Source organism: Streptomyces sp. WMMB 714 (assembly GCF_900090125.1).
GTDB lineage: Bacteria > Actinomycetota > Actinomycetes > Streptomycetales > Streptomycetaceae > Streptomyces > Streptomyces daqingensis.
In genome coordinates, this window is record NZ_FMHJ01000002.1 from 222,076 (window position 1) to 248,479 (window position 26,404).

The 26,404-nt window shown below is 69.9% G+C and carries 23 protein-coding genes and 2 tRNA genes; 8 read left to right on the top strand and 17 right to left on the bottom strand.

Annotated elements, in window-relative coordinates; all coding sequences use genetic code 11:
• Positions 1–63 precede the first annotated feature (63 nt).
• Both hisN and H181DRAFT_RS03715 read left to right on the top strand, forming a co-directional pair.
• The gene (gene hisN, locus H181DRAFT_RS03710; RefSeq protein ID WP_045862740.1) at positions 64–858 is read left to right on the top strand and encodes a histidinol-phosphatase; all 795 of its coding nucleotides are present in this window, start codon (positions 64–66) and stop codon (positions 856–858) included.
• A gap of 191 nt (positions 859–1,049) precedes the next feature.
• Positions 1,050–1,463: a CBS domain-containing protein gene (locus H181DRAFT_RS03715; protein WP_045862741.1), complete on the top strand. Its 414-nt coding sequence runs from the start codon at positions 1,050–1,052 to the stop codon at positions 1,461–1,463.
• 115 nt (positions 1,464–1,578) lie between these two features.
• Here the strand turns inward: H181DRAFT_RS03715 and H181DRAFT_RS03720 are convergent, their stop codons facing one another.
• A complete protein-coding gene (locus H181DRAFT_RS03720; RefSeq protein ID WP_045862742.1) occupies positions 1,579–3,045 on the bottom strand; it encodes a catalase in 1,467 nt (488 codons plus the stop codon).
• Between the two features lie 130 nt (positions 3,046–3,175).
• Here H181DRAFT_RS03720 and H181DRAFT_RS03725 point away from each other — a divergent pair, with 130 nt between their 5' ends.
• Positions 3,176–3,592, top strand: coding sequence for a Fur family transcriptional regulator (locus H181DRAFT_RS03725; protein ID WP_045862743.1), 417 nt, complete (start codon positions 3,176–3,178; stop codon positions 3,590–3,592).
• A gap of 180 nt (positions 3,593–3,772) precedes the next feature.
• Here the strand turns inward: H181DRAFT_RS03725 and H181DRAFT_RS03730 are convergent.
• The 4 genes from H181DRAFT_RS03730 to H181DRAFT_RS03745 form a co-directional block, all read right to left on the bottom strand.
• Positions 3,773–3,846, bottom strand: a tRNA-Met gene (locus H181DRAFT_RS03730).
• A 107-nt stretch (positions 3,847–3,953) separates the two neighbouring features.
• Positions 3,954–5,627, bottom strand: a complete 1,674-nt coding sequence (locus H181DRAFT_RS03735; RefSeq protein WP_254666682.1) for a tetratricopeptide repeat protein — start codon at positions 5,625–5,627, stop codon at positions 3,954–3,956.
• Between the two features lie 281 nt (positions 5,628–5,908).
• Positions 5,909–5,982: transfer RNA gene (locus tag H181DRAFT_RS03740), tRNA-Met, on the bottom strand.
• A gap of 87 nt (positions 5,983–6,069) precedes the next feature.
• Complete coding sequence (locus tag H181DRAFT_RS03745; protein ID WP_078895466.1) at positions 6,070–8,937, bottom strand: UPF0182 family membrane protein; 2,868 nt, start codon at positions 8,935–8,937, stop codon at positions 6,070–6,072.
• Between the two features lie 131 nt (positions 8,938–9,068).
• On the opposite strand from H181DRAFT_RS03745, the gene H181DRAFT_RS03750 reads away from it, so the two are divergent.
• A complete protein-coding gene (locus H181DRAFT_RS03750; protein WP_175439705.1) occupies positions 9,069–9,641 on the top strand; it encodes a PPA1309 family protein in 573 nt (190 codons plus the stop codon).
• A gap of 172 nt (positions 9,642–9,813) precedes the next feature.
• Here H181DRAFT_RS03750 and H181DRAFT_RS03755 read toward each other — a convergent pair whose 3' ends face one another.
• The 3 genes from H181DRAFT_RS03755 to H181DRAFT_RS03770 all read right to left on the bottom strand — a co-directional run bounded on the left by H181DRAFT_RS03755 (position 9,814) and on the right by H181DRAFT_RS03770 (position 13,252).
• Positions 9,814–10,908, bottom strand: a complete 1,095-nt coding sequence (locus H181DRAFT_RS03755) for a YlbL family protein (protein ID WP_045862745.1) — start codon at positions 10,906–10,908, stop codon at positions 9,814–9,816.
• A gap of 688 nt (positions 10,909–11,596) precedes the next feature.
• A complete protein-coding gene (locus tag H181DRAFT_RS03765) occupies positions 11,597–12,055 on the bottom strand; it encodes a molybdenum cofactor biosynthesis protein MoaE (protein WP_045862746.1) in 459 nt (152 codons plus the stop codon).
• A 99-nt stretch (positions 12,056–12,154) separates the two neighbouring features.
• The gene (locus H181DRAFT_RS03770; RefSeq protein WP_045862747.1) at positions 12,155–13,252 is read right to left on the bottom strand and encodes an SDR family oxidoreductase; all 1,098 of its coding nucleotides are present in this window, start codon (positions 13,250–13,252) and stop codon (positions 12,155–12,157) included.
• 252 nt (positions 13,253–13,504) lie between these two features.
• On the opposite strand from H181DRAFT_RS03770, the gene H181DRAFT_RS03775 reads away from it, so the two are divergent.
• The gene (locus tag H181DRAFT_RS03775; RefSeq protein WP_045862748.1) at positions 13,505–15,097 is read left to right on the top strand and encodes a zinc-dependent metalloprotease; all 1,593 of its coding nucleotides are present in this window, start codon (positions 13,505–13,507) and stop codon (positions 15,095–15,097) included.
• A complete protein-coding gene (locus H181DRAFT_RS03780) occupies positions 15,094–15,630 on the top strand; it encodes an NUDIX hydrolase (RefSeq protein ID WP_045862749.1) in 537 nt (178 codons plus the stop codon). The genes H181DRAFT_RS03775 and H181DRAFT_RS03780 overlap by 4 nt, the downstream gene beginning before the upstream one ends.
• Positions 15,631–15,727: 97 nt before the next feature.
• On the opposite strand, the gene H181DRAFT_RS03785 is transcribed toward H181DRAFT_RS03780, so the two are convergent.
• From H181DRAFT_RS03785 to H181DRAFT_RS03800, 4 genes are all read right to left on the bottom strand, one after another.
• Positions 15,728–16,486, bottom strand: a complete 759-nt coding sequence (locus tag H181DRAFT_RS03785) for an AIM24 family protein (protein ID WP_045862750.1) — start codon at positions 16,484–16,486, stop codon at positions 15,728–15,730.
• Between the two features lie 19 nt (positions 16,487–16,505).
• Positions 16,506–17,189 carry an AIM24 family protein gene (locus H181DRAFT_RS03790; protein ID WP_045862751.1) on the bottom strand — a complete coding sequence of 228 codons (684 nt, stop codon included), beginning with the start codon at positions 17,187–17,189 and terminating at the stop codon, positions 16,506–16,508.
• An 11-nt stretch (positions 17,190–17,200) separates the two neighbouring features.
• Positions 17,201–18,844, bottom strand: a complete 1,644-nt coding sequence (locus H181DRAFT_RS03795; RefSeq protein ID WP_045862752.1) for a TerD family protein — start codon at positions 18,842–18,844, stop codon at positions 17,201–17,203.
• Between the two features lie 72 nt (positions 18,845–18,916).
• Positions 18,917–19,468: a M48 metallopeptidase family protein gene (locus H181DRAFT_RS03800; protein ID WP_045862753.1), complete on the bottom strand. Its 552-nt coding sequence runs from the start codon at positions 19,466–19,468 to the stop codon at positions 18,917–18,919.
• Between the two features lie 200 nt (positions 19,469–19,668).
• Between H181DRAFT_RS03800 and H181DRAFT_RS03805 the strand changes: the two genes are divergently transcribed.
• The gene (locus H181DRAFT_RS03805; protein WP_045862754.1) at positions 19,669–20,778 is read left to right on the top strand and encodes a ThiF family adenylyltransferase; all 1,110 of its coding nucleotides are present in this window, start codon (positions 19,669–19,671) and stop codon (positions 20,776–20,778) included.
• 54 nt (positions 20,779–20,832) lie between these two features.
• The gene (locus H181DRAFT_RS03810) at positions 20,833–22,221 is read left to right on the top strand and encodes an ABC1 kinase family protein (protein ID WP_045862755.1); all 1,389 of its coding nucleotides are present in this window, start codon (positions 20,833–20,835) and stop codon (positions 22,219–22,221) included.
• 148 nt (positions 22,222–22,369) lie between these two features.
• Here the strand turns inward: H181DRAFT_RS03810 and H181DRAFT_RS03815 are convergent, their stop codons facing one another.
• The 5 genes from H181DRAFT_RS03815 to H181DRAFT_RS03835 all read right to left on the bottom strand — a co-directional run bounded on the left by H181DRAFT_RS03815 (position 22,370) and on the right by H181DRAFT_RS03835 (position 26,343).
• Entirely contained in the window at positions 22,370–22,561 is a 192-nt protein-coding gene (locus tag H181DRAFT_RS03815; protein ID WP_074467695.1) for a hypothetical protein, read from the bottom strand.
• A 65-nt stretch (positions 22,562–22,626) separates the two neighbouring features.
• Positions 22,627–22,950 carry a hypothetical protein gene (locus H181DRAFT_RS29740; protein ID WP_045862756.1) on the bottom strand — a complete coding sequence of 108 codons (324 nt, stop codon included), beginning with the start codon at positions 22,948–22,950 and terminating at the stop codon, positions 22,627–22,629.
• The gene (locus tag H181DRAFT_RS03825; RefSeq protein WP_045863049.1) at positions 22,947–23,270 is read right to left on the bottom strand and encodes a WhiB family transcriptional regulator; all 324 of its coding nucleotides are present in this window, start codon (positions 23,268–23,270) and stop codon (positions 22,947–22,949) included. Before H181DRAFT_RS03825 ends, H181DRAFT_RS29740 begins: the two co-directional genes overlap by 4 nt.
• A gap of 174 nt (positions 23,271–23,444) precedes the next feature.
• Positions 23,445–23,711, bottom strand: coding sequence for a hypothetical protein (locus tag H181DRAFT_RS29290; protein WP_045862757.1), 267 nt, complete (start codon positions 23,709–23,711; stop codon positions 23,445–23,447).
• 406 nt (positions 23,712–24,117) lie between these two features.
• Positions 24,118–26,343 (bottom strand): ATP-dependent DNA helicase UvrD2, encoded by a 2,226-nt coding sequence (locus tag H181DRAFT_RS03835; protein ID WP_045862758.1) that lies wholly within the window; start codon positions 26,341–26,343, stop codon positions 24,118–24,120.
• Between the last annotated feature and the right edge of the window lie 61 nt (positions 26,344–26,404).

A 26,404-nucleotide genomic window follows, 5' to 3' on the forward strand; every position in this document is an offset into this window, starting at 1 on the left:
CACTTGGCTGCGCCCGGGCATTGCCCTGTGGCTGGCCATCAGCGTGGTCGATACTGTTCACACATGCCGGACTACCACGATGATCTGCGTCTCGCCCACGTACTGGCCGACGCTGCCGACGCCGCGACGATGGAGCGGTTCAAGGCTCTGGATCTGAAGATCGAGACAAAGCCGGATTTGACGCCGGTGAGCGAGGCCGACAAGGCGGCGGAGGAACTCATCCGTACGTCCCTCAAGCGCACCCGGCCGCGCGACGCGGTGCTGGGGGAGGAGTTCGGCACCGAAGGCCACGGCTCCCGCCGGTGGATCATCGACCCGATCGACGGCACCAAGAACTACGTGAGAGGCGTGCCCGTGTGGGCCACTCTCATCGCCCTCACCGAGCTGGGCGAGCAGGGCGACCAGCCCGTCGTGGGGCTCGTCTCCGCGCCGGCCCTGAACCGGCGCTGGTGGGCGGCGAAGGGCGGCGGGGCGTACACGGGGCGCAGCCTGTCGCAGGCCACCAGGCTTCGGGTCTCCCAGGTGGAGGCCGTCCGGGACGCCTCCTTCGCCTATTCCTCGCTGCACGGCTGGGAGGAGCGCGGCATGCTGCCCGGCTTCCTCGAACTGACCCGCAACTGCTGGCGGACGCGCGGATACGGCGACTTCTGGCCTTACATGATGGTCGCCGAGGGGTCGGTGGACGCCTGCGCGGAGCCCGAGCTGTCCCTGTGGGACATGGCCGCGAACGCGATCATCGTGCAGGAGGCGGGCGGCACGTTCACGGGGCTCGACGGCCAAAGGGGCCCGCACAGCGGGAACGCGGTCGCCTCGAACGGGCTGCTCCACGAAGAAGTGCTCGGCTATCTGACGGCCTGAGCCTGCGGCCGGACGGGATCGCGCAGGTGGCGGCGGCGCTCGCCACCTGCCCTCACCCTCGCCCCGGCCGCGGCACGCACGCACCCTTGTTGTGCCTCCGGGGGCATGTGAACATGAGGGTACGTAAGCTTGTGCCCTTGTGAATTGCTTCTCGAAAGGGAAGCGGTTCCGCCAGGAGGTGGCCCACGAACATGCCCACCCTCGTCCGCGAAGCCATGAGCAGCCTTGTCCTCACCATCGGCCCCGCCCACACCCTGCGCCAGGCCGCCGCACTGATGTCCGCCCGGCGGGTCGGCGCCGCGGTCGTCTTCGACCCCGACACCAGCGGCGTCGGCATCCTCACCGAGCGCGACGTCCTCAACTCCCTCGGCGCCGGCCAGGACCCCGATCGCGAGTCGGCCCAGGAGCACACCACCACCGAGGTCGTCTTCGCGACGCCCGAGTGGACACTCGAACAAGCCGCCGCAGCGATGACCCACGGCGGATTCCGCCACCTCATCGTGCTGGAAGGGCAGGAGCCCGTCGGCGTCGTCTCGGTACGCGACATCGTGCGCTGCTGGACGTCCGCGAGAACCGGAGAGGTGCCCTCCACCCTCGCGGTGTGACGCCACCTCCGACCTGCACGGACACCGTCCTGCCGCCTTGGAGGGGCAGCGGGCGGACACACCGGAGGGACCGGACACGTCCGGTCCCTCCGGTTTCTCACGGCGAGCGGTCGGATCAGCCGCGCAGGGCCTGGACCGCGGCCTCCAGCCGCTTGCCGTAGTCCTCGTCCGCCTTCCGGAAGTTCTCGATGGCGCGCTGGGCGATGTCGTCCCGCGCGACCTGCGAGATGAAGCCCGCGAGGGTGTCGATCAGACGCTGCTTTGCGTCCTCCGGCATCAACCGGTACAGGTTGCCCGCCTGGACGAAGTCGTCGTCCTCGGTGTGGGACGGCGTCACGTGGTCCCCGGTGTGACCGGAGACCGCGACCGGCTCCCACAGCGGCCGGTCCGTCTGGGACGGGCCGCCGAAGCTGTTGGGCTCGTAGTTCTTCGCGCCGCCGTGCCGGCCGTCGTACATCAGGCCGTCGCGGCCGTGGCTGTTGGCGGTCGTGGCGTGCGGGCGGTTCACCGGCAGGTGGTCGGCGTTGATGCCGACGCGGTAGCGGTGGGCGTCCCCGTACGCGAAGAGGCGGCCCTGGAGCATCTTGTCCGGGGACGGGCCGATGCCGGGCACGAAGTGGTGCGGCGAGAAGATCGACTGCTCCACCTCGGCGAAGATGTTCTCCGGGTTGCGGTTGAGCTCCAGCTTGCCGATCTCGATGGGCGGGTAGTCCGCGTGCGGCCAGACCTTCGTCAGGTCGAACGGGTTGAAGCGGTAGTTCGGCGCGTCGGCGGCGGGCATGATCTGCACCTGCACCGTCCACGACGGGTAGTCGCCGCGCTCGATGGCCTCACGCAGGTCCCGCTGGTGGCTGTCCGGATCCTTGCCCGCCAGGACGTCGGCTTCCTCGTTGGTGAGGGTCTGGATGCCCTGGTCCGTCTTGAAGTGGTACTTGACCCAGAAGACCTCGCCGTCGGCGTTGTTCCACTGGAACGTGTGCGAGCCGTACCCGTTCATGTGCCGGTACGTGGCGGGGATGCCGCGGTCGCCCATCAGCCAGGTGACCTGGTGCGTCGACTCGGGCGAGAGGCTCCAGAAGTCCCAGACGTTGTCCGCCTCCTGCGACCCCGTGTACGGGTCCCGCTTCTGGGTGTGGATGAAGTCGGGGAACTTGATGGCGTCCCGGATGAAGAAGACCGGGGTGTTGTTGCCGACGAGGTCGTAGTTGCCCTCTTCGGTGTAGAACTTCAGCGCGAACCCGCGCGGGTCACGGACCGCGTCCGGGGCGCCGAGGTTGCCCGCCACCGTGGAGAAGCGCAGGAAGGTCTCGGTCTGCTTGCCGACGCCCGTGAGGAAGTCCGCGCGCGTGTACTGCGACATGTCCTTCGTCAGCGTGAAGGTCCCGTACGCCCCGGCGCCGCGCGCGTGCACCACTCGCTCCGGGATGCGCTCACGGTTGAAGTGCGCCAGCTTCTCGAGCAGGAGCTGGTCCTGGATCAAGGTAGGGCCGCCGGGGCCGGCCGTCTGGCTCTGCTGGTTGTCCGCGACCGGGGCACCGGCTTCTGTCGTCAGCGGGCCAGTGGTCCTGTCCTGAACCGTCACGTGCTCCTCCTGCTTTGTGCCTGTGCTCAGCTAGCCCTGCCGAGCCTACATTGGACATTGTCTAAGTCAAGAAGGCGACTACTTCCATACGGGTTCTTTTCCCGGACCCCGGCACTGCTAGGCTTGTTGTATGAGTGACCTGCTGGAGCGGCTCCGTGACCGTGGCTGGCGGCTCACCGCGCAGCGGCGAGTCGTCGCCGAGGTGCTCGACGGCGACCACGTGCACTACACGGCCGACGAGGTGCATGCCCGCGCCTCCGAGCGCCTGCCGGAGATCGCGCGTGCCACCGTCTACAACACGCTGAGCGAGCTCGTGGCCATCGGCGAGGTGATCGAGGTCAGCACGGACGGCCGCGCGAAGCGGTACGACCCCAACGCCCGGCACACGCACCAGCACCTCGTCTGCTCGCGGTGCGGCACCATCCGCGACGTGCACCCCTCGGGCGACCCGCTCGCCAATCTCCCCGAGACCGAGCGCTACGGCTTCACCATCGCGGACGCCACGGTCACCTACCGGGGCACCTGCCCCCAGTGCGCTTCCACCTGAGCGCTGCGCCCCGCGTCCGACAAGCGGTGCCCCCTCACAGGGGCCGCGGACTTCCTCTTGATCTTGAGTGTGCCCGTCGCCGTACGGCGATCGCCCGGCGCCCCGAAGACACCGTGAGCGCGATCACGCGAACATGATGAAGGGCCCGGATCCTTGAGGATCCGGGCCCTTCATCTTCAGTAGCGGGGACAGGATTTGAACCTGCGACCTCTGGGTTATGAGCCCAGCGAGCTACCGAGCTGCTCCACCCCGCGCCGTTGTGCCGTAACTCTAACCCTGCCGCGACGACCAGCGCAAATCCGTTCCCGCACGCCCAGTGCGCACCCCGGGTGGCCCCGCGCGGATGCGCGGGGCCACCCGGTCAGGCGGACAGCTCCGACCGCAGCGCGTCACGCAGCTTGGCCGCGCGCTCGGCCACCTCGTCCGGACCCAGCTCGACCGCCTGCGCGCACCAGTACTGCCCCTGCTCCAGCTCCCCACGCCGCGCGCTCAGGAGCGCGAGACGCAGGGCGGCGCGACCGTGCCCCGCCTCGGCCGCCCGCGTCCACCACAGCGCGGCCTCCGGCTCACTGCCCTCGCGGGCCAGCAACAGGCCGAGATTGAAAGCTCCGTTGGGGCTTCCCGCCTCCGCCGCCGCGCGGTACCAGCGCGCGGCGTCGACGATCTCGCCGCGGGCAGCCGCGCACATGCCGAGCCGCACCTGAGCACGGCGGTGGCCCTGCTCGGCCGCCCGCTCGTACCACTCCTCGAACTCCGGGCGGTTGTTGAGCAGATCGGTCGCGCCGGCCGTGTCCTCCTGCGTCCTGCGGCGCTCGAGGAGCACCCCCAGCCGGAACGCGCCCTCGACGCTTCCACCGCCCGCGGCGCAGCGCAGCTGCCGCCCGGCGCCGTGCTCGTCGCCCTCACGCAGCAGCGCGATGCCGACCTGCAGTGCGGCCTCCGCGTGACCCGCCGCGGCCGCCCTCGCGTACCAGACGCGAGCCGTGCCGTGGTCGCCACGGCCCACGTGCAGGATGCCGAGGTTGAAGGCGGCGTCGATGCTGCCGGACTCGGCGGCCTTGGAGAACCACGGCTCGGCGCCGTCCGCGTCGCCGCGCTGCAGCAGCAGTACGGCGAGGGCGTTCGCGGCTTCGCGGTGCCCCGCGTACGCGGCACGGCGGTACCACTGCTCGGCCTGCGCGGTACGGCCCTGCGCCGCGCAGAGCAGCCCGAGGTTGAACGCCCCGTTGTCGCACCCGGATTCGAGAGCCACCCGGTACCAGCGCTCGGCTGCCTGGCGCTCGCCGCGGTCGGCGTGCAGGGCGCCCAGGGCGTTGGCGGCGTTGCCGTCCCCGTCCTCCGCCGCCCTGCGCCACCAGACGGCCGCGCTCTCCTCGTCGCCCGCGTCGCGCAGCAGGAAGCCCAGCGCGCACGCGGCACGGGGCTCGCCGTCCTTGGCGGACGTGAGGTACCAGCGTCCGGCCTCCTTCAGCTCACCACGGCGCTCCAGGATCGCGCCGAGCCGCAGAGCGGCACGACGGTGACCGCGCGCGGCCGCCTGCCGGTACCACTGCTCCGCCTCCCCGGCGGCCTGCTCCGCGGCCTCGGCGCTCTCCTCCCCCTCCGAAGCCAGTTCAGACGCGCGCGCACCGACGATCTGCGCCAGGCGGTACGCGGCCTCCCGGTGACCCTGCTCCGCGGCGGCGCGGAACCACTTCTCGGCGCCGTCCTCGCCGCGGTGCTCGAGCAGATCGGCGAGGGCGTACGCGCCCAGCGGGTGGCCGCACTCGGCGGAGTGCAGCAGCCAGTAGTGCGCCGCGGGTTCGTCCCCGCGCTCGCGGTGGTGCCTTCCCAGTGCGTGCGCCGCGGCCGCGGATCCCGCCACGGCGGCCACGCGCCACCAGCCGGCGGCCTCGTCGGCGTACCCCCGCTGGTGGAGCAGGACCCCCAGATTGTTCGCGGCGGCGCGATCACCGGCAGCGGTGGCCGCGCGGAGCGGCGCTTCGGCTCCGTCCAGGTCGCCGCGGCGCAGCAGTTGAGCCCCGAGGACGCTCATCGCCGCAGCATCCTCGGTGTCGTTGTCAATACCAGTCCGGCTCGCGCCGGTCCTCGGTGGACCGTCGAGCCTCACCTTGTCCCCCATAAGCACCATCGTCGCACCACCCGCAACCCACGTACACCTGGAATACCACCACCAAGTGAGGTCACTTCAGAGGTTTGTCGACTTCCCGACAGAGAGACACCTCAAACCGCTTGCCACGAAAGGGTGTTGGGCACGCGGCGCGTCAACAGAACGAAGGGCCCGGATCCTTGAGGATCCGGGCCCTTCATCTTCAGTAGCGGGGACAGGATTTGAACCTGCGACCTCTGGGTTATGAGCCCAGCGAGCTACCGAGCTGCTCCACCCCGCGCCGTTGTGATGACAACTCTACACCACGGCGCGGGGTGCTCAGCACACGGGCAGCCGCCCTGCGAGCCCGGGGCCCGCAGGGCCTCGGCTACTCCTTCTTCTTCGCTTCCTCTTCGGCGTCGCGGGCGTCCTCGAGTGCGGCCTCCAGGTCGTCCTGCGCCTTGCCGTACTCCTTCCAGTCGCCCTTCTCCAGGGCGCGCTGGCCGTCGTCGTACGCCTCCTGCGCCTTCTCGAGGGCTTCCTGCACGGTCGCGTCACCGGAAGCCGGCGGTTCCTCCGGCTTGTCGGGTTCCTCGCCCTCGTCGGAGCCGCCCTTGGCGTCGAAGACCTTGTCGAGGGCCTGCCCCAACGTGTCCTCGAAAGCGATGCGTTCGCCGTACGTGACGAGGACCTTCCTCATGCGCGGGTAGTTGGTGCCCGCACCGCGCACGTACACGGGCTCGATGTAGAGCAGGCCGCCCTCCAGCGGCACCGTCAGCAGGTTGCCGTACTCGATCTCCGAGTCGCCCCGCTTGAGGAGGTTCAGCGACTCGGCGATCGCCGGGTCGGAGTTGAACTTGCTCTGCACCTGCGAGGGGCCGGAGACGGTCGTGTTGGACGGCAGCCTCAGCATCTTGATCTTGCCGTACCCCGAGCTGCGGGGATCGGCGTCGATGGCCATGAACGCCCCGAGAGTCTCCCGCTTGTTGGGGTTGAAGGTCGTCGTCAGCGAGAACGTCTGCTTCTTCTCGTCGGGCATCTGCAGGCTCAGGTAGTACGGCGGAACCGCGTTGCCCTTGTGCGTCGGGTCGTCCGGGATCTGCCACCGCTCACTGCCGCTGTAGAACTGCGACGGGGACGTGACGTGGTACCGGGTCAGCAGTTCGCGCTGCACCTTGAACAGGTCCTGCGGGTACCGCAGGTGGTCCATCAGGTCGTCGCCGATCGCGCCCTTCGGCTTGACCGTGTCCGGGAACGCCTTCATCCAGGTCTTCAGCACCGGGTCCTTCTTGTCCCACTGGTACATGTCGACCTTGCCGGAGTACGCGTCCACCGTCGCCTTGACGGAGTTGCGGATGTAGTTGACCCGGTTCTGCCGGGCGACCACAGCACGCTGGCCGTCCCTCGTCAGCGAGTCGGCGGTCGTGTCGCCGAGCGTCGTGCGGGAGGAGTACGGGTAGCCGTCCGAGGTGGTGTACGCGTCGACGATCCACTTGATGCGCCCGTCGACGACCGCCGGGTACGGGTCTCCGTCGATCGTCAGCCAGGGGGCGACAGCCTCTATGCGCTCCTTGGGCGTCCGGTTGTAGAGGATCCGGGAGCCCTCGCCGATCGCACCGGAGTACAGGATCTGCGGCTCGTTGAAGTTCACCGCGTACGCGGCCCGGTTCAGCGGGTTGGAGAGGTTCACACCGCTCTTGCCGGTGTAGGTGTACGTCTTCTCCCCGTTGTCGTCCGCGTAGTCGAGCTCCTTCTGCGGACCGCCCACGATCGAGTACTGCGTGGTCTTCTCGCCGTAGTAGACGCGGCCTTCGTACTTGCCCTTGTCGCCCTTGGGCGGGAGGTCCTTCTCGGTGAAGTCCGGCGCGCCGTCCTTGTCCACCGTGGTGCCCTTGGCGGCGACCATGCCGTAGCCGTGGGTGTACTTGAAGTGCTCGTTGATCCAGTTCTTCTCCGGGATGCCGTCGGTGTTGATCTCCCGGAGGCCGACGACGGTGTCCTGCTCCCTGCCGTCCTTGGTCTTGTAGCGGTCGACGTCGAGCGTCGCGGGGAACTGGTAGTACCCGCGGACCTGCTGCTTCTGCTGGAACGTCGGCGAGACCACGTTCGGGTCGAGGAGGCGCGTGCTCGCGGTGTCGTCGGCCGCCTGGCGCAGCTCCTCCTTGCCCTTCTTGCTGGTCCCCGAATAGTCGTCGACCTGCGAATCGTTGATGTCGTAGGCGTCGCGCGTCGCCTTGATGTTCTTCTCGATGTACGGCGTCTCTTTGGCCTGCTCGTTCGGCTGGACCTGGAACTTCTGGACTATCGCCGGGTAGAGGCCGCCGATCAGGATCGCCGAGAGCACCATCAGGCCGAAGCCGATGACGGGCAGCTGCCAGGTGCGGCGCCAGATCGTGGCGAAGAAGAGCAGTGCGCAGATGATGGCGATGCAGAAGAGGATCGTCTTCGCCGGAAGGTAGGCGTTGGCGTCGACGTACTTCAGGCCCGTCCAGTTGTCGGTGGCCTTGAAGTCACCCGACTTCACAGCGAGCCCGTAGCGGTCGAGCCAGTACGCGACGGCCTTCAGTGCGACGAAGAACCCCAGCAGCACGGACAGGTGCCCGGTGGCCTGCGCGGTCGCCCTGGCGCCCGGGGTGGTGATGCGGAGCCCGCCGTAGAGGTAGTGCACGAGCGCGGCGGCGATCAGCGACAGCACGACTGCGGCGAAGCCGAAGCTGAGCAGGAAGCGGTACCAGGGCAGGTCGAAAGCGTAGAACGAGATGTCCTCGCCGAAGTGCGCGTCGGTCTTGCCGAACGGGACGCCGTTGACCCACATCAGCCACGTACGCCACTGCCCGGCGGCCGACGCACCGGCGATCAGCCCGACGAGCGCGGTGACGCCCAGCAGCACCCACTTCTTGTACGGGGCGATGCTCATGCGGTACCGGTCGAGGCTCTGCTGCTCGAGCGACATGGCGCTGAGCGGCGGGCGCAGCCTGTGGGCCAGCCAGATGTTGAGCCCGACGGCCAGGGACATCAGCAGACCGAAGACGGCGAACATGCCGACCTTCGTCCACAGCGTCTTGGTGAAGACCGAGCTGTACTGCACCGAGCGATACCAGAGCCAGTCGGTCCAGAACCCGGTGAACATGACGAAGAGCATGGCCAGCACCGCGAGCACGCCCACTGTCATCAGCAGTGTCCGGGCACGTCGGGAAGGGCGGCCCACTCTGATCCGTGGCCCTGAGGGACCGCCGCCTGAGCCCCGGTCCGGCATCTGGAAAGCCAAGGTGCGCACCTCGAAGATCGCAGTGAATAAGACGGGCCCGCATCGTAGGCCCACTCATGCAACTTAACGAACCTTTACCCAGTTCCCGATCCCGGGGTCGAAGGCGGCACGATATAGGGATGGACAACCTTTCTACCGACGGCACGCCCCTGGCATCCGACCCGCTCACCCAGGCGGTGCTGGAGCTCGACGAGTACGCGGCGGGCCTCGGCTGGGACCAGCCCAGCCGGCTCTTCGCACTGGTCGACACGGCTCAGCTGCGCGAACAGGAACCCGAACTGGCCGGACAGCTCGGCTTCGACGACACCGGCCGGCCGGGCACCTCGCTCACGCCGGTGGAACAGGACGAACTCCCCACGGGCGCCCCGCTCGACGAGTTCCTGGCGACCATCGCCTGGCCGGACTCCGTGGCGGGCTGCGCGATGACGGTGGAACGGCTGATGCTGCCGCAGTCCGCCGAGGACGCCATCCCCGAGGCCCTCCAGCGCGAGGGCGCCGAGGACGAGCTCACCAAGTGGGTCGCGGAGCACCCGGAGCGTCAGGAGGTCCGCATGACCGTCGCGGTGCTGCGCGACGGCACCCGGGAGTCGGCTCTGCGGCTGCGCGAGAAGGACGCCTCCACGGAGGTGCTCACGGGAGCCGGCCTGGTCCCCGGCCTGGCGGAGGCACTGGCGGCGACGTTCGAGGAGTGACCCACGGGCGCCGGAGCCGCCGGGCACTCACTGCGCGTACGCGGGCAGTGAGTGCCGCGTCGCGGAGGGCGGCCGGCGGCGGCCCCTTCACTGATGGGATTCGCACAGCCGGCGTGAGGGGCCCGCCGGGCTGGGGCTCAGCCCTTGACGCCGTGAGCTGGCGCTCTCCCCGTCAGTCCGCCTTGCACTTGGGCAGCGCGCCCGTGTCGTCCTTGCGGATCTTCTCCAGAGCGTCCATCGCGTCGCCGATCGTGCCGGTCTTGACGAGGGTGAGGCCGGCGGGCTTGTCCTTCGCCGCCGTCGGACAGTTGTCCTCGGGGGTCAGGAAGAACTTGGCGCCCTTGGCGCGGGCGGCCACCGTCTTCATCTGGATGCCGCCGATGGCCCCGACCTTGCCCTTGTCGTCGATGGTGCCCGTACCGGCGACGAAAGAGCCGCCCGTGAGGTCCTCGGGGGTCAGCTTGTCGATGATGCCGAGCGAGAACATCAGTCCGGCGCTCGGGCCGCCGACGTCTGCGAGCTTGATGTCGATGTCGAACGGGAAGGCGTGGCCGATCGCGGGCTGGATGCCGACTATGGTGCGCCCGTCGTCCTCGGCCTTCCTCGTGCCGACGGTTATCTGCTGCTCGTCGCGGGCGGACAGCTTCTTCCCGGCCTTCTCCGCCGCCTCCGCCTTCGACGCCGGAACCACGGTGAAGCGGACCTTCTCCCCCGGCTTGCGCTTGGTGACGACCCCCGCCACGTCCTTGGGGTCCCGCACCTTCTTGCCGTCCACGGCCCGGACCACGTCCCCCGCGTGCAGCTTGCCCTCAGAGGCGCCGCCCTTGACGACGGAGCCGACGATGACGAACGACGGAACCTTGATCTTCAGCTCCCTGAGCGCCGAGACCTTCGCGCTCTCCTGGGAGGCGCTGAACTCCTCGGCATTCTCCTCGTCGACCTCCTTGGCCGACTTGTCCTCGGGGTAGAGCGTGGAATGCGGGACGACCGCGCTGTCGTGCTGGAGCCAGCCGCTGACGGCCTCCGCGAGGTTCATCCGGTAGTCGGCACCCGTGACGCGGACCGTCGTCATGTTCAGGTGGCCGGACGTCTCGTACGTCTTGCGGTCCTTGATGTTGAGAACGGGCTCCCCGTCGTGCTCACCGAGCGTGTTGACCGTGGGACCCGGCGACATCTCTGCGTAAGGGACCTTGATCAGCACCCCTGCGCAGAGCAGACCTATCAGCAGCAGCGTGGACGCGAGCATCGTCGCAGTGCGGCGTGGCATGGCACGACAGTACGGGATCGCACAGTCATTCGGCTGTGCGGGCGGGACGGTCCGGCGTCGGACGGGACGCCTGCCCAAACGTTTCGGTGCCGGGATCGGACGCCGCCGGGCGGTCCGTCTCCTCGCTCCGGGAACGCTCCATGGCCGCCCGGAAACGCTCGTAACCAGCGACCCCCGCCGAATCCGGGGTGCCAGTGCGGCGCCGGCTCGCCCAGCTGCTCCAGACACCGGCAGCGACAGCCGCAAGAATCGGAATCAGCAACCACGAAAGTGCTGCCACGAAGACCTCCCGACCCCCTGTGAACACGTCGCCCGACGGACATCAGCCGAGCACAACGGCCGATGAGCAGATTAACTCTCGGCAGGACAACGCTCATTCGCGGGGCCTGGTTACGCAAGCCGGACATGCGCTGAGCGGGTCATCCGTCGCCTGCCCCGGTGACAGCTCTACGCCAGACCGCCCACGCATCTTCCGTGAAGAGACACCGAAAGAGCTGCACCGATCCCGCGAGGGGAGCTTCACGAGATCTTCGAAACCCCGCCCGGTCGCCAAGGCCCGACTGCCACCCCAGAGTGACGTCGCTACGCTCCGACCCACCCACCCGTCACCCAGCCACCACCCCGAGATGACGTCGCTACGCTCCGACCCACCCACCCGTCACCCGACCGCCACCCCAGAGTGACGTCGCTACGCTCCGACCCATTCTTCGGTGCCGTCGGAGAAGGTTTGGTGTTTCCAGATCGGGACCTCGTGCTTGAGGTTGTCGATCAGGCGGCGGCAGGCGTCGAAGGCCTCCCCGCGGTGCGGGCAGGAGACGGCGACGACGACGGCGAGGTCCCCCACCTCCAGCTCGCCCACCCGGTGCACGGCTGCGAGCGCCCGAACCGGGAAGTCCGCGGCCACCTTCTCCGCGACCCGGCGCAGCTCGGCTTCAGCTGTCGGATGGGACGAATAACCCAGACGGGTGACGTCAGCACCGCCGTCGTGATCGCGGACCGTCCCCACGAAGAGCGCGGTGCCCCCCGACGCGTCGTCGCCCACGGCGGCGAAGACCTCGTCCACGGAGAGGGGCGCCTCCCGGATGCCGAGCAACCGGATGGGGTCGTCCGCGGCCTGCTCAGCAGGGTGATCGAACTTCTGCGACATGCCCTCATGCTGCCCTACGCACCACAGCCAGTGGAACCGGAAGCACCCCCGGCGGTGCACGCCGGCGCCGCGGAGCGGACCGGCCGTGCGCCGACGCCCCTACAGGCCGCGGCGCTTGCGGGCCCTGCGCACGAGTGCGGCGGTGCCGAGCAGAGCGACGGTCGCGCCCGCGCCCGCCGCAGTGGCTGCTTCCGTACGTCCCAGCCGGCGTCCGGCGAGGGTGTGGCGTCCGGCGACCTCCTCCAGCAGCTCCGCCAGCACCTCCTCGTTCGTCCAGCGAGGCCGCCAGCCCGCGTCGTGCAGCCGTGATCCCGAGACGACCCAGGGGTGCATGGTGTAGGCGAGATCGCCCGCGGGCGAGGGCGTCAGACCGAGCCGGTGCAGCCGGGAAGCGGCCCCCAGCGCGACCGCCGAGGGCAGCTCCATCCGCCGGATCCCCGTGAGCTCCTCGACCTCCTCCTGCTCCAGCCAGCCGTCGCAGCCGACGGCGAACTCGCCGTCGACCTTCTCCAGGACCGCGTACTGCAGAGCCGTGACCAGGTCCTCCACGTGGCAGAACTGCCAGCAGGGGCGGGAGTCGGCCACCACGAGCAGCCGGGGTGATTCGAAGTAGCGGGTCAGGGCGGTGTCCGTGCCCGCCCCGACGAGGACCGAGGGGCGTACGACCGTGACGTTGAGCCCGGGGTGCGCGCGGGGCGCACGGCGGGCGAGCCGCTCGATCTCCAGCAGGTCGCCGACTGCCGTGGCCTCGGCGGTGGCGCGCAGTTCGGCGTCCTCGCTCAGCGGTACGTCGTTGTCCGGAAGGGCGCCGTACACCATCGTCGACGTGCACAGCACCACGCGCCGCACGCCTGCGGCCGCGGCCGCGGTGAGCACCGTCTGGGTGCCGCGGACGTTGAGGGCGGTACGGGCGGTGGGGTCCGTCTCCAGGTCGAGGTCGAGGGCGAGGTGGACGACGACGTCGACAGGATCGCCGTCGTTGCGGAGACGGTCGGCGATGGCGGGGTCCCGGACGTCCAGCGTGTGCCACTGCGCCTCGCTGACCTCGCCCCGGCGCTCGTCGAGGGCGATGACGCGCTTGATCTCCTCCGAAGCGGCAAGGCGCTCCGTCAGGAGCGCCCCGACCCCCGAGGCGGCGCCCGTCACGGCGACGGTTGGGGTTCGCGCTGCGCGAACGTTGCTCTCGGAGGAACTCACCGGTCGTCTCCAGCGGTTGTTTCTGGTAGGAGGTGCGCAGGCTCCATCCTGCCTGACAGGTGTCTAGGCTGGAGGTGGAGCCGACGAGATCCGTGCAGACTCGCGTATATCCCGATTGGTCCACTTCGGCCAGCCGGTCCAGTCCAACGTAGTCCACTGGCTCGTTCCTGCGAGCCAACGTCAGCGCACCGTCCGGCGAGACCCGCAGGACCTTGAACGCACGAGACCCACGAGACAGAGCCGAGGAAACCCGTGAGTGACTTCCCATTCGGATTCGGCGTACCTCCCGAGGAGCCCGAAGACGGGGACGAGGGCAAGAAGAAGGGTGACGGCGCCGGCCAGGGTGGCCAAGGCGGTCAGAGCGGTCAGGGCGGTGGTCAGGGCCGGGGCGGGGCGCCCGGCCCCTTCGGTTTCGGCGGAGGCCCGGGAGGACCCGGTGCCGACAATCCGCTGGCCGCGATGTTCGGCTCGCTCGGCGGCGGTCAGGGCGGCATGGACCCCAACGACCTCGGCGCCGCCTTCCAGAAGCTCGGGCAGATGCTCTCCTACGAGGGAGGGCCCGTGAACTGGGAGATGGCCAAGGACATCGCGCGGCAGACCGTCGCAGCGGGGCCGCCCGGCCGCGACGCACTGCCGGAGGGCTCCGAGAAGGCCACGAAGGATGCCAGCATCGGCCCGAGCGACCGTGCCGCGGTGCAGGAAGCCGTCCGCCTGGCCGATCTCTGGCTCGACGGCGTGACGTCCCTGCCGTCCGGTTCGGGCACCGCGGAGGCGTGGAGCCGTGCGGAGTGGGTCGAGCTGACGCTCCCCGTGTGGAAGGACCTGGTCGACCCCGTCGCCGAGCGCGTCGGGGCAGCCATGGGCGACGTACTGCCCGAAGAGATGCAGGCGATGGCCGGTCCGCTCATCGGAATGATGCGCTCCATGGGCGGCGCGATGTTCGGTACGCAGATCGGTCAGGCCCTGGGTGTGCTGGCCGGCGAGGTCGTCGGCTCGTCCGACATCGGCTTGCCGCTGGGGCCGCCCGGAAAGGCCGCGCTGCTGCCGGGGAACATGTCGGCGCTCGGTGAGGGGCTCGGCGTCCCCCAGGACGAGGTGCGGCTGTATCTCGCGCTCCGCGAGGCGGCCCACCAGCGGCTCTTCGCCCATGTCCCGTGGCTGCGGTCGCATCTCTTCGGAGCGGTCGAGGGGTACGCCCGCGGCATCAAGGTCGACACCAGCAAGCTGGAGGACGTGGTCGGCCAGTTCGACCCGCAGCGGCCCGAGGAGTTGCAGGAGGCCCTGCAGCAGGGCATGTTCCAGCCCGAGGACACTCCGGAGCAGCAGGCCGCGAAGGCCCGGCTGGAGACGGCTCTCGCGCTCGTGGAGGGCTGGGTGGACGCGGTCGTCCACGCCGCCGCCGAGCCGCACCTGCCGTCTGCTTCCGCCCTGCGGGAGACGCTGCGCAGGCGCCGCGCCTCGGGAGGCCCGGCGGAACAGACGTTCGCCACGCTGATCGGGCTGGAGCTGCGCCCCCGCAGGCTCCGCGACGCGTCCCGGCTGTGGGCCTCGCTCACGGACGCTCGGGGCATGGAGGGGCGCGACGGGCTGTGGGCGCACCCCGACATGCTGCCGACCGCGGCGGACCTGGACGACCCCGACGGCTTCGTGCACAGCGAGAACGCCGACTTCTCCGAGCTGGACAAGATGCTGGGCGACGCCGCGGAGGGGGCGTCCGGCGGCAACTCGGCCGGCGCGAGAGAGGGCTCCGGCGGTGACGGCGGCGAAGCCGCTGGTGACGGGCGCCCTGACGACGGCGGTGACGAGGGCCGCGGCGACGGCAGCGACCCCGGCGAGAAGAAGTGAGCCTGCTCGAGGACGCCGTCCGAAGGCTCACGGAGTGGCCCGCCCCGGACGAGGCGCAGGAACGCCTGCGCGAGGAGTACCTCCGCCACCTCCAGTCCCGTCCGGACGGCATGTGGAAGGCGTGCAAGGACGGTCACATCACGGCCAGCGCGCTTGTGATCGATCCGGGCGGAGAGCGCGTCCTGCTGACGCTGCACCGCAAGCTGCGGATGTGGCTGCAGACGGGCGGGCACTGCGAACCCGAGGACGCCACGCTCGAGGACGCCGCTCTGCGGGAGGCCACGGAGGAGTCGGGCATCAGCGGTCTGACGCTGATGGCGGGCGGGCCTGTGCGGCTCGACCGCCATCTGACGCCGTGTGCCTGGCATCTGGACGTGCAGTACGCGGCGCTGGCGCCGGCCGGGTCGCTGGAGCAGGTGAGCGAGGAGTCCCTGGAGCTGCGCTGGTTCGGCTACGGCGAAGTGGCGGCCGTGGCCGACGAGTCGGTGGTGTCGCTCACGGAGCGCTCCCGCGTGCTGGCGCGGACAGGGTGAACTGAGCGGGGCGCTGCCGGACGGGCTGGGCACCCGCCGGGTGTGCGTGTGAGGCCGGTCCCCCGTCTCACGGACGGAGGCCCGGCCCCGCCACGGCTCAGTTGGTGAAGATGTTGCCCTGGTTCTGGCCTGCCGCTCCGTTCGGGCCCATGCCGTACTGCGCGCGGAGCCCCTGGCCGATCACGGCGTTCTGGGGAGGCAGCAGCTCGCTGGGCTGGACGAGGGCGTAACCCTGGCCCATGAAGCTCAACTCCCAGCCCTCGCCGGTGTTTCCGCGACGGCGCCACACCTGCGAAGCGCTCGTCTGCGCCTGCATCTGCACGCGCAGGGAGCTCGACCAGGCGACGACCGCGTCGGCGTCGGCGTTCGAGTAGGCGTCCGGCGAGACCCGCATCATGAGGGGCTGTCCGGACGTCATCAGCGCGACCTTGCCCCGTCCGGTGATGTTGAGGTTGTACTTGCCGGACCCGGAGACGCCGAACTGACTGTCCACCGCGATGACTTCCCAGTGCAGCTGGGAGTCGAGGGCGAGGACGTACGCACTGTCGACGGTCAGACCGTCGCGTTCGACGTCCACCAGATGCACGTGCTGGGCGAGGTTGGCGAGATAGACGGTCCCCTGCCCTGAGCAGCGCATGAGGTCGAGTCCCTCGCCCGTCCTCCGCCTCGCGTTCCGCTGCTGGGGCGTCTGGTACTCACCGTCGAACTCCAGCATTCCCTGGTAGGCGACCATGCTGCCCTTGCGGGCGAGCACGTCCTCGTGGCCGGTGAGGGAGACGCGCAGCAGCCTCGGGTTCTGCATCGCGTAGCGGTCCTGGCTCTGGACCTCGGTGTAGCCGAAAAGCGGGCTCTGCATGATCCTTCGTCCTCCCCCGTCAGCCTCGTGCCCGCAGGCGGTCGGCGCTGTCCTCGCTCGGTTGTACGACGACGAACCCCTGGCCGGAGAAGCCCAGTTGGTACGCCTCTCCGCTGCCCCGGCCGATCATCGCGGACGCTTTGAAGCTGCGCTTCCCCTTCATCTTCAGATGCGTCGACCAGGCCACGAGGGCGTCCGGGTCCACCGACGTCTCGTCCTCACCACGGCCGCAGTCGACGACGACGGGCTGGCCGCGGGTGGTCAACGCCACCCAGCCGGTGCCGGTGACGGCGACGTTGAAGAGGCCCTGGCCTGCGAACTTGGCCATCCCCTTGACGCGTTGCACTCCCCATTCGAGATGGGCGTCGAAGGCGAGGAGGTTGGTGCCGTTGACGGAGATGCTCTCGTCGTTGAGGTTCAGGACCACGACGTTCGCACCGTAGTCGGCCAGGTAGAGCAGGCCGTCGCCGTGGCAGCGCATGAGCGGCGCGCCTTCGCCGGTGAGCCACTGGGAGGCGCGCTGCCGCACCGCGGGCGGGTTCGGCTCGTACTGCACGAAACCCTCGTAGGCGATCATCGAACCGACGCGGGCGAAGAGATCGTGGCCGCTCTGCATGACGACCTTGAGCATGTGCGGCCCGTGGTTCTCCATGCGGGCCACGGGCTGGGACGGGGCGTAGCCCGCGATGAGCTGCTGGTCCATGACGGGCTCCCTCACACCTCGTAGGGCTGGACGACGATGAAGTTGCCGGGCGCACCGCGGAATTGGAGATTCACGGTCTCGCCGCTGTGCCCGGGGTAGGCCTGGCGGCGGAGCCTGACCTGGCTGGAGACGATGACCTGGGCCGCGGCCGACCAGGCCACGACGGCATCGGCGTCGGCGAAGGTGGTGGGGGTGACGGGAAGGACCACAGGGGGGCCCTGAGTCGTGACGACGACAGTGCCGGTGCCCTGGAAGACCATCGTGAAGAGCGCACCGCCCGGTATCCCGTGGCCCTCGATCCTGCGCACCTCGTACTGAAGGCTCTCGTCGAAGGCGAGGACGTGGTCCGCGGAGACGCAGATCGAGTCACCTTGCAACTCGATCGGGTGGAGAGTGGCGGCCTCCTCGGCGAAGAAGACCTGGCCCCCGCCGGTGCAGCGCATCAGCTGCATCTCCTGGCCCGTGGCGTTGCCGACCACCCGGCCGCGGAAGCCCGCACCCTTGTAGCTGAAGTCGACCTTCCCCTGGTAGAGGACCATGCTGCCCTGGCGGGCCAGGACGGGCTCACCGTCGATGCCGAGGTCGACGCGGGCCAGCTGCTCGTTCTGCAGCGTCCAGCGCTGGCCCGTGGGCGCTTCGCGGTACTTGTCGAGCGTGACGCCCATGCCCGCGGCAGGACCCTGCGGGATCTGCGGGACCTGCGGGGCATGCGAGCCGAAGGGCGCCTGCGGGGCCTGCGGGGCCTGCGGAGCGAACGGTGCCTGAGGCGGCTGCGGTGCCTGCGGTGGGCTGAACGTCTGCGTGGGGGCGGGCTGTTGCGGTGGCGGTCCCGGCGGGCCGGGGGGCGCCGGCTGGGCAGGCGCCTGCCCCTGGGCGTAGGCGTCCGGGGCCGCGATCGTCGGGGCGGACGCGTGCGCCGGCGTACCGGGAACGGGGCCCTGCTGGGCGGCCGCCGGCTGGGGCGCACCGAACGCGGGCGGTTGCTGCGGTGGGGCGCTCGCGGCCGGCGGAGCGGAAGCCGGGGCCGGCGCGCCCGCCGGCGGCGCGAATCCGGGTGGCTCCGAGGCACCTCCGGGCGGCGCGAAACCCGGGGCCTGAGCGGGCTCGGCCGCCGCCGGCTCCTCCTCTTCGAGGACTTCGCCGCCGAAATTGCGCAGCAATGCATCGAGACCGCCGTCGAAGCCCTGCCCGACGGCGGCGAACCTCCACTCGTCCTTGAAGTAGAAGTCCCCGAGCATCACGGCACGTTCGGTGCTGAACTCGGAACCGTCGAACGAATACCGGGCGACCTCTTCACCGCCGGCGACTATCCGGATGTAGCCGGACTGCGCCTGCGACATCTGGCCGGCCCCATCGAGGGCGGCGGTGAACGAGAGGCGCTTGATCTGAGAGGGGATCCTGTCCAGCGTCACACGGAAGGATTCCGTGTCGCCTGACTGGGCGCCGAGCTGCTGCAGCGACTCCTCCGGCGACTTCGGCTGGTTGAAGAAGATGAAGTACCGGTCGTCGGAGAGCCGTTCGTCGGCGTCGAGACCGAAACAGCTGATGTCGAAGGAGAGTCCGGGACCGGCGATCTGCACTCCCACGTACAGATCGCGCCCGGCTGTCAGATCACTGATCTTGGCCTTGTGGCCGCGCTGGAATTCCCTGGCCATACGTAACGACCGTCCCCCCGTCCGCAAATGTGTGCCGTGTGAAGCGCCAGGCTATCCAATGCCTCGCGAAGTTCACTCGTCGCGTGCGGCAGGAAGTTGCGGCAGCCGGTCGGCCGCCACGACCCCCTCCAGGAAGCCGCGTGCCCGCTCCGTACGCGGATAGACCTCCAGCAACTCCCAGAAGCGGGCGCCGTGTCCGGGCACCAGCAGGTGCGCGAGTTCGTGCAGCAGGACGTAGTCGACGACGTATCCCGGCATGCCGCGCAGGCGGTGCGAAAGCCGGATGCTGCCCTCGGCGGGGGTGCAGGAACCCCATCGAGTGTTCTGGTTGGTGACCCAGCGCACGGAAGCGGGCCGCGCGCGACCCCCCAGATACTGCTCGGAGAGCTGGGCGGCGCGTGCCGCCAGCTCGCTGTCGCCGAGATGGCGCTTGCTCTCCTGGGCGGCGAGCTTTTCGAGCATGACTCCGACCCAGCGCTGCTCCTCGTCCCGAGACATCCGGGCAGGGATCATCACGATGGTGCGGTCACCCTCGCGATAGGCGGAGACCGTGCGTCTGCGGCGCGCGCTGCGACGCACTTCGACCGCCTGCTGGCTGGTGCTCTTCAGCGGGTCGGCGGGCACGCGTCGACGTTACCCGTTGAGTGTGGCGGAAGTCCCACCTCCGGTCGGATACGAGGCTTATGCCCTGATATGCACTCGACTCGTACGACTACTCCCCAGCCCTGTGGACAACTTCCGGCGGGTTCCTTGCCTGCAACCGCATTCTGTCCTTCCACGGGCGGAGCGCCCGATGGGTCGGCACCTCACGGAACGGGAAGAGCATGCATCCGATGATCAAGCCCGCATTGCGGCGGGCCTGGCGTGACAGGCAGACGGTGCAGTACGGCGCGGCGCCTGCACACGCCGTGCTGCTGGGGCCGGTGGACAACACCACGGCGGGCTTCATGGAGCTCATGGACGGTACGCGAAGCCTCGTCCAGCTGCGGGAGGAGGCCGCGCGGCTGGGCCTCTCCTCCGCTACGGCGGACCGTCTGGTGGAGAGGCTCTCCTCGGCCGGCGTGCTCGACGACGCCACTGCGGACCGGCAGGCCGCGGCCAGTGTGAGCGACGGCCTGCGTCCGGACCTCGGCTCGCTGTCGGTGGTGCACCGCGAACCGGGAGGAGGGCTGCGCCGGCTCGTGGCCCGCAGGGAGAAGAGCGTGCAGGTGCGGGGAGCGGGGCGGGTGGGAGCGCTGGTGGCGTCGACGCTGTCGGCGGCCGGGGTGGGCGAGGTCGACGTCGTGGACGGTGGTCACGTCGAGCCGTGGGACACGGTTCCGGGAGGCATCACGGCGGACGCGGTCGGCGAGCGCCGAGATGCCGCAGCCCGCAAGGCGGTCAGCAGGGCGAGACCCTGGCGCTCCCGGGTACGCGGCCGTACGAGAGGCGCCGTGGGCCTGGTGGTGGTGGCGCCGCGCGACGGCCTGGACGCCTACGCCCCGGATCCGGCGTCCTCGGAGGGCTTCGTCCAGGCCGGGACGCCGCATCTGTACGGCGGAGTGGTGGAGGGCACAGGCGTGGTGGGGCCGCTGGTCCTCCCCGGGGTCTCTCCTTGCGCGGAGTGCATGCTGCGAGGTCGCGCCGAGCGGGACCCGAGCTGGCCGCTGGTCGTGGGGCAGTGGCGCACCTCGGGAAGGCGCCGGGCGGGGGTTCCCGCCTGCGATGTCGCACTGGCGACGATGGTCGCGGGGGCCATCGCCTCCTACGCGCTGAGCTACCTGGACGGCGACGGTGGTTGCGCGGCCGGCTACAGGGTGCGCTTCTCGATGCCGCATCTGACAGGTGACACCGAGCAGCTCTCCGCCCATCCTGAGTGTCCGTGCGGTGCCGCTTTGGTGACAGCGGAACTCCCACCCTCGGCGGGAGTCCTGGAAGAGGTCACAATGGCCTGATGGTCGCCGTCCTCGGTGCTGTCCGGTAGAGCCGTCTGGAAGTTGGAGGGGCCCATGTCCGATCTCCCCCGCAAGGCAGTGACGCGTACGGCGAAACTCGCGGCGCTGCCTCTGGGGTTCGCCGGCCGCTCCGCGTGGGGGCTGGGCAAGCGCATCGGCGGGCTGTCGGCCGACCTTGTGGGGCACGACCTGCAGCAGCGGACCGCGGAGCAGCTGTTCAAGGTGCTCGGGGAGCTGAAGGGGGGCGCCATGAAGTTCGGCCAGGCGCTCTCCGTCTTCGAATCCGCGCTTCCGGAGGAGGTCGCGGGGCCGTACCGGGCGACGCTGACCAAGCTCCAGGAGGCCGCCCCTCCGATGCCGACCCGCACCGTGCACCAGGTGCTCGCCGAGCGGATGGGCGAGGACTGGCGGGACCTCTTCGAGGAGTTCGAGGACAAGCCCTCGGCTGCGGCATCCATCGGGCAGGTGCACCGGGGCGTCTGGCACGACGGGCGTGAGGTCGCGGTGAAGGTCCAGTACCCCGGCGCGGGTGAGGCGTTGATCTCGGACCTCACCCAGCTCGGCAGGTTCGCCCTGCTTCTGGGCCCCCTCATACCGGGGATGGACATCAAGCCCCTCAACTCCGAACTGCGCGACAGGGTGAGCGAAGAGCTGGACTACAGCTTGGAGGCCGAGGCGCAGAGGACGTACGCGGAGGAGTTCGCGGACGACCCGGACGTCGTGATCCCCGACGTGGTGCATCAGTGCGAGCAGGTGCTGGTCACCGAGTGGATGGACGGCGTACCGCTTGCCGAGGTGATAAGCGAGGGCACCCAGGACGAGCGCGACCGGGCGGGGCAGCTTCTTGCCCGCTTCCTCTGCTCCGGCACGGCTCGTACCGGACTTCTGCACGCCGACCCGCACCCCGGCAACTTCCGTCTGATACCCGGCGACAGGTCGGACGAGGACGGCGACGCCGCGCAGTGGCGGTTGGGGGTGATGGATTTCGGCACCGTGGACAGGCTCCCCGAAGGGCTGCCGCCCATGATCGGCACGGCCCTGCGCATGGTCATCGATGGCGAGTCCGAGGCGGTCTACGAGTTGCTGCGCGCCGAGGGGTTCGTCAAGGAGTCCATCGAGCTGGAACCGGCTGAAGTACTGGACTACCTGGTCCCCGTCATCGAACCGGCGCGGGCGGAGACCTTCCGTTTCAGCCGCAGCTGGATGCGCGAGCAGGCCGCGCGGATCGCTGATCCGCGCTCCCCCGCCCACCAGTTGGGCAAGCAGCTCAATCTGCCGCCCTCGTATCTGCTTCTGCACCGCGTGACGCTGAGCACCATCGGTGTCCTGTGCCAGCTCGGAGCGTCGGTGAGGATGCGGGAGGAGATGGAGGCGTGGGTCCCGGGCTTCGCCGACGACGAGGATGACGAGGGCGCTCTCCCCGCGGAGGACACCTCTGCCTGAGCGTCGGCGCCTGAGGCGATATGCCCGCTATCGGCGACGACTTGGCGACGGGCGAAGGCCATCGGCCGGCGCCGTCTGCCGGTCTGTCGAGAAGCCGTCGGCCGGACGGCAGTAAGAGAGGGGCGCCCACTTGACGGCAGCGGGCCGCTCACCACCAGGACGAGTCGAGACGCTGCTCAATGGCTCTGATGCTCTCTCGGGCGCATGTGTCGCAGAGGTAGCGCGTCTCACCGTTCTCGCGAGAGCTCACCCGGGTCAGCGGAATCGCCTGGGCGACCTTCCCGCATCCGGCGCACGCTGTCCCGCCCGCGTTCCCCGCCTCGCTGTTCGTCTCGTCCATTCATCGAAAGATAACGCCGGGCAGACCCGAGAGCCGGGGCATGGCGCCCCGGCTCTCCGGTGGATTCACTGCATGACCGCCATGGCGATCGCCCGACGGGCTCGCAGGGAAGCACGTTCCGCACGGCGCTGAAGGCGACGGGCGGATGTGACGCGCAGGGCCCTGCGTTGCGACTCGGCCTCGTGCAGGCGGTCGTTCATATGGGCTCGGGCCAGGGATTCTGGCATGAGTTGCATTTCTCGGTTCCTGTTCTGACGCGAAGAGTTCGCGTCGATTCCGGTTCGGTCGGGTGTCTCGGAGGCAGCTGTCATCGTCGGGACCTGCTTCGGAAGGTGACGCAGCTGCGGATCGCGCGTCATCGGGCGGTCGATCGTGCCGGCGGTCGTCATGCCGTGACCGGGTTCTTACGCGGGCGTCCGCGCGGACGCTTCCTGGGAACCACGACGCCCTGGATGAACAGCTCGCCGCCCCATACCCCCCAGGGCTCGCGGCGGTCCTTGGCGCCGGCGAGGCATGCCTCACGCAGCGGGCAGGTCTGGCAGAGCGTCTTCGCGTACTCCACGTCGGCCGGGGCCTCGGCGAAGAAGACCTCGGGGTCGTAGGAACGGCAGGGCACGGTGACGTCGAGACGCTCGATGGCGTCGTCGAGTTCGGTGAGGGTGATGAGCGGGGCGGGCACAGGGTCCTCCGTGGGGCAGTCAGGCGGCATCAGGTCTGTCGTGGGTGACGGGGTGTGCGTGTTGGGGTGCACTGCCGGTTTTCCTCGTCTGTCGATGTCTGTTGTCTTGTCGGCCCGGCTGGTGGCCGGGCGGGGGCAAACAGAAGGGCCGCGGATCCCGGTGTGGGTTCCGCGGCCCTGGAAGGTGCCGACCTGATCTGCCGATCAGGCTGGATCTCTCCAGGGTTCGAGCCCACGGAAGGCCCACGTCGGGTTGTGCTTCGGCTTCTCGTTGCGGATGCCTGCGTCAAGGGCCGCGGGCATGCGGACATAGGCCACTGCCTGTGCCGCTGCTGCGAATCCCTTGGCCTGTCGTACGCCGCTGCTGGGAACGACGCGGGACACACCGATGCCGTTGAGCCGGGAACCGAGCAGGCAAGAGGCGACGACCGAGCGGTCGGTCATCTGGGTGTTGGTGATGAAGCTGATCACTGGGCTCGCCTCCTCTCGGCGACTCGGGGGATCAACCGAAGCTGATCCGCATACGTACAGGAGTCAGTACAGCATGGATGGGGTGGGGCGAAAAGCCCCCGCCCTGTCCACGTCCGGAAGGCTATGGTGCTCCGGACAGCGCGCGCAAACTATTTTTCCGCCCCTTCTGGAAAAGCTTCCGAAGCGGGTGCCGAACCGGAGCCGCGGCAGGTGGTGATCCGGCCGGCGCCGAAGTCTCCGGCGGTCGTGCGAGGGAGCCCCGTACCCGTCACCACGCGCCAGTCACCAGGCAGCCCCACGAGACGTCGGACGTCGGGCAACAGACGTCAGTCAGCAGGCGTGAGCCACCGGTCGCGGGACATCTGGCCGCGGGACACCTGACGTCGGGCATGACAGGCCGGGACACTCACTGCGGCGACTCGTCGGCCTCTCCAGCGTCCAACTCCTCGCCCGCGCACAGCGCGAGGACGTCGGCGCCGAACCGTTCGAGCTTGCGCGCACCCACGCCTGAGATGCACGCCAGCTCAGCCTCCCCGTCCGGCACCGTCTCCGCGATCGCCAGCAGCGTCTTGTCGGTGAAGACGCAGTACGCGGGCTGCCCCAGTTGCTTCGCCTGCTCGGAGCGCCACTCACGCAGGCGCTCATAGAGCTGCTCGTCCATGTCGGACGGGCAGTCCTCACAGCGCATGAGCTTCATCTCACCCGGGTCGGTCAGAGAACGCCCGCAGACCCGGCACTGCACAGGCCCGCGCCGCTTGCGCGCCCGGCTCCCGCCGCTCCGCCCGCGCTCGATGCCGCCGGGACCGCCGGCGCCGCGGGCGCCCGGCGCCGAGGTTCCGGGCCGGAGCCCGTTGAGGAACCGGCTGGGGCGACGGCCGCCGCGGCCCCCCGGCGAGCGCGACAGCGCCCAGGAGAGCGTCAGATGGCGACGGGCCCTGGTGACGCCGACGTAGAGCAGCCGCCGCTCCTCCTCGACCTGGGCGTCCGTCTTGGCGTGAGTGATCGGCATCATCCCCTCGGTGAGCCCGGTCAGGAACACCGCATCCCATTCGAGGCCCTTGGCCGAGTGCAGGGACGCGAGGGTGACGCCCTCGACCGTCGGGGCGTGCTGCGCGTTGGCCCGCTCGTCCAGCTCCGCCACGAAGTCGCCCAGCGTCGGGGCTTCCTTGCCCGCCGCGGAGCGGGAGGCAGCGAGGGACTCCGCGAGCCGGACGAGTGCCGCCAGGGACTCCCAGCGGTCGCGCACGGCCCCGGAGCCCGCCGGAGGCTCCGGCGTCCAGCCGTTGCCGCTCAGGACGGCACGCACCTGGGAGGGGAGATCGGCCGCGCCGTCGAGCAGGCTGTCGTTCTCCCCGAAGCGGGCAGCGCTGCGCAGCGCCACTCCCGCCTCACGGACCTCCGGGCGCTCGAAGAAGCGTTCGGCGCCCCGGAGTTGATACGGGACGTCGGCGTCGACAAGTGCCTGCTCGTAGATCTCCGACTGGGCGTTGATCCGGTAGAGCACGGCGATCTCGCTGGCGGGCACGCCCGAGTCGATCAGCTCGCGGATGCGTCTGGCGGTGCCCTCGGCCTCGGACGGCTCGTCCGCGTACTCCACGTACGCCGGTTCGGGGCCGGCCTCCCGCTGCGAGACCAGCTCCAGGCGGTGCTCCGCGGCGCGGCCCGTCGCCTGCGAGAGCAGGCCGTTCGCCAGGTGGACGACCTGCGGCGTGGAGCGGTAGTCGCGCACGAGCTTGACGACCGTGGAGTCCGGGTGCCGGGTGCGGAAGTCGAGGAGGTGGTCCGGGGTGGCGCCCGTGAAGGAGTAGATCGTCTGGCTGGCGTCCCCCACGACGCACAGGTTCTGCCGGTCGCCCACCCACAGCTCCAGCAGGCGCTGCTGCAGAGGGCTGACGTCCTGGTACTCGTCGACCACGAAGTGCTGGTACTGCCCGCGGACGGTGTCGGCGATGTCGGGGCGGTCCTGCAGGACCCCGACCGTCAGCAGCAGGACGTCCTCGAAGTCGATGACCGAGCGGTCGCGCTTGAGCTGCTCGTACATCCCGAAGACGCGGGCCGTCTCCGCCGGGTCCCGCGGGGGTACCCGGCTCGATTTGGTGACCACCGCCGGGTAGTCCTCCGGCACCGTCTGCGTCACCTTCGACCACTCGATCTCGCCGATCAGGTCCCGCAGTTCGTTCCGGTCGAGGCGCAGACGGCAGCGCGCGGCCGCCTCGGCGACGAGCTGGACCTTGCGCTCCAGCAGGCGGGGCAGCTCGCCCCCGACGGCACGGGGCCAGAAGAACTGGAGCTGGCGCAGGGCCGCCGAGTGGAACGTACGCGCCTGGACGCCGCTCGCCCCGAGCTGCCGCAGCCTTCCCCGCATCTCCCCCGCCGCCCGGCTGGTGAAGGTGACCGCGAGGACGCCGGCCGGGGGCAGGATGCCCGCGCGCACGCCGTAGGCGATGCGGTGGGTGATGGCGCGGGTCTTGCCCGTGCCCGCGCCCGCGAGCACGCACACCGGGCCGTGGAGGGTGGTGGCCACTTCCCGCTGCTCCGGATCGAGCCCCTCCAGCACGGCGTCGGCGTCACGAGGGGGATCCGCGGAGGCGTCGGGCTGGGAGAACAGGGTGGGGTCCGTTGCTGCTGTCACCCCGCCATGCTGCCAGGTGGATCCCGGCGGTCGTCACGCTTGTCCACAGCTGAAGTCGTAT

What these genes read in the sequence shown, in the direction of transcription:
- hisN (WP_045862740.1), top strand. Translation starts at nt 64, where the DNA reads ATGCCGGACTACCACGATGATCTGCGTCTCGCCCACGTACTGGCCGAC.
- H181DRAFT_RS03735 (WP_254666682.1), bottom strand. Translation starts at nt 5,627, where the DNA reads ATGAGCGTCCTCGGGGCTCAACTGCTGCGCCGCGGCGACCTGGACGGA.
- H181DRAFT_RS03790 (WP_045862751.1), bottom strand. Translation starts at nt 17,189, where the DNA reads ATGGACCAGCAGCTCATCGCGGGCTACGCCCCGTCCCAGCCCGTGGCC.
- H181DRAFT_RS03755 (WP_045862745.1), bottom strand. Translation starts at nt 10,908, where the DNA reads ATGCCACGCCGCACTGCGACGATGCTCGCGTCCACGCTGCTGCTGATA.
- H181DRAFT_RS03745 (WP_078895466.1), bottom strand. Translation starts at nt 8,937, where the DNA reads ATGCCGGACCGGGGCTCAGGCGGCGGTCCCTCAGGGCCACGGATCAGA.
- H181DRAFT_RS03795 (WP_045862752.1), bottom strand. Translation starts at nt 18,844, where the DNA reads ATGGCCAGGGAATTCCAGCGCGGCCACAAGGCCAAGATCAGTGATCTG.
- H181DRAFT_RS03815 (WP_074467695.1), bottom strand. Translation starts at nt 22,561, where the DNA reads ATGGACGAGACGAACAGCGAGGCGGGGAACGCGGGCGGGACAGCGTGC.
- H181DRAFT_RS03785 (WP_045862750.1), bottom strand. Translation starts at nt 16,486, where the DNA reads ATGCAGAGCCCGCTTTTCGGCTACACCGAGGTCCAGAGCCAGGACCGC.
- H181DRAFT_RS03765 (WP_045862746.1), bottom strand. Translation starts at nt 12,055, where the DNA reads ATGTCGCAGAAGTTCGATCACCCTGCTGAGCAGGCCGCGGACGACCCC.
- H181DRAFT_RS03825 (WP_045863049.1), bottom strand. Translation starts at nt 23,270, where the DNA reads ATGCCGCCTGACTGCCCCACGGAGGACCCTGTGCCCGCCCCGCTCATC.
- H181DRAFT_RS03725 (WP_045862743.1), top strand. Translation starts at nt 3,176, where the DNA reads ATGAGTGACCTGCTGGAGCGGCTCCGTGACCGTGGCTGGCGGCTCACC.
- H181DRAFT_RS03810 (WP_045862755.1), top strand. Translation starts at nt 20,833, where the DNA reads ATGTCCGATCTCCCCCGCAAGGCAGTGACGCGTACGGCGAAACTCGCG.
- H181DRAFT_RS03805 (WP_045862754.1), top strand. Translation starts at nt 19,669, where the DNA reads ATGCATCCGATGATCAAGCCCGCATTGCGGCGGGCCTGGCGTGACAGG.
- H181DRAFT_RS03750 (WP_175439705.1), top strand. Translation starts at nt 9,069, where the DNA reads ATGGACAACCTTTCTACCGACGGCACGCCCCTGGCATCCGACCCGCTC.
- H181DRAFT_RS03715 (WP_045862741.1), top strand. Translation starts at nt 1,050, where the DNA reads ATGCCCACCCTCGTCCGCGAAGCCATGAGCAGCCTTGTCCTCACCATC.
- H181DRAFT_RS29740 (WP_045862756.1), bottom strand. Translation starts at nt 22,950, where the DNA reads ATGACGACCGCCGGCACGATCGACCGCCCGATGACGCGCGATCCGCAG.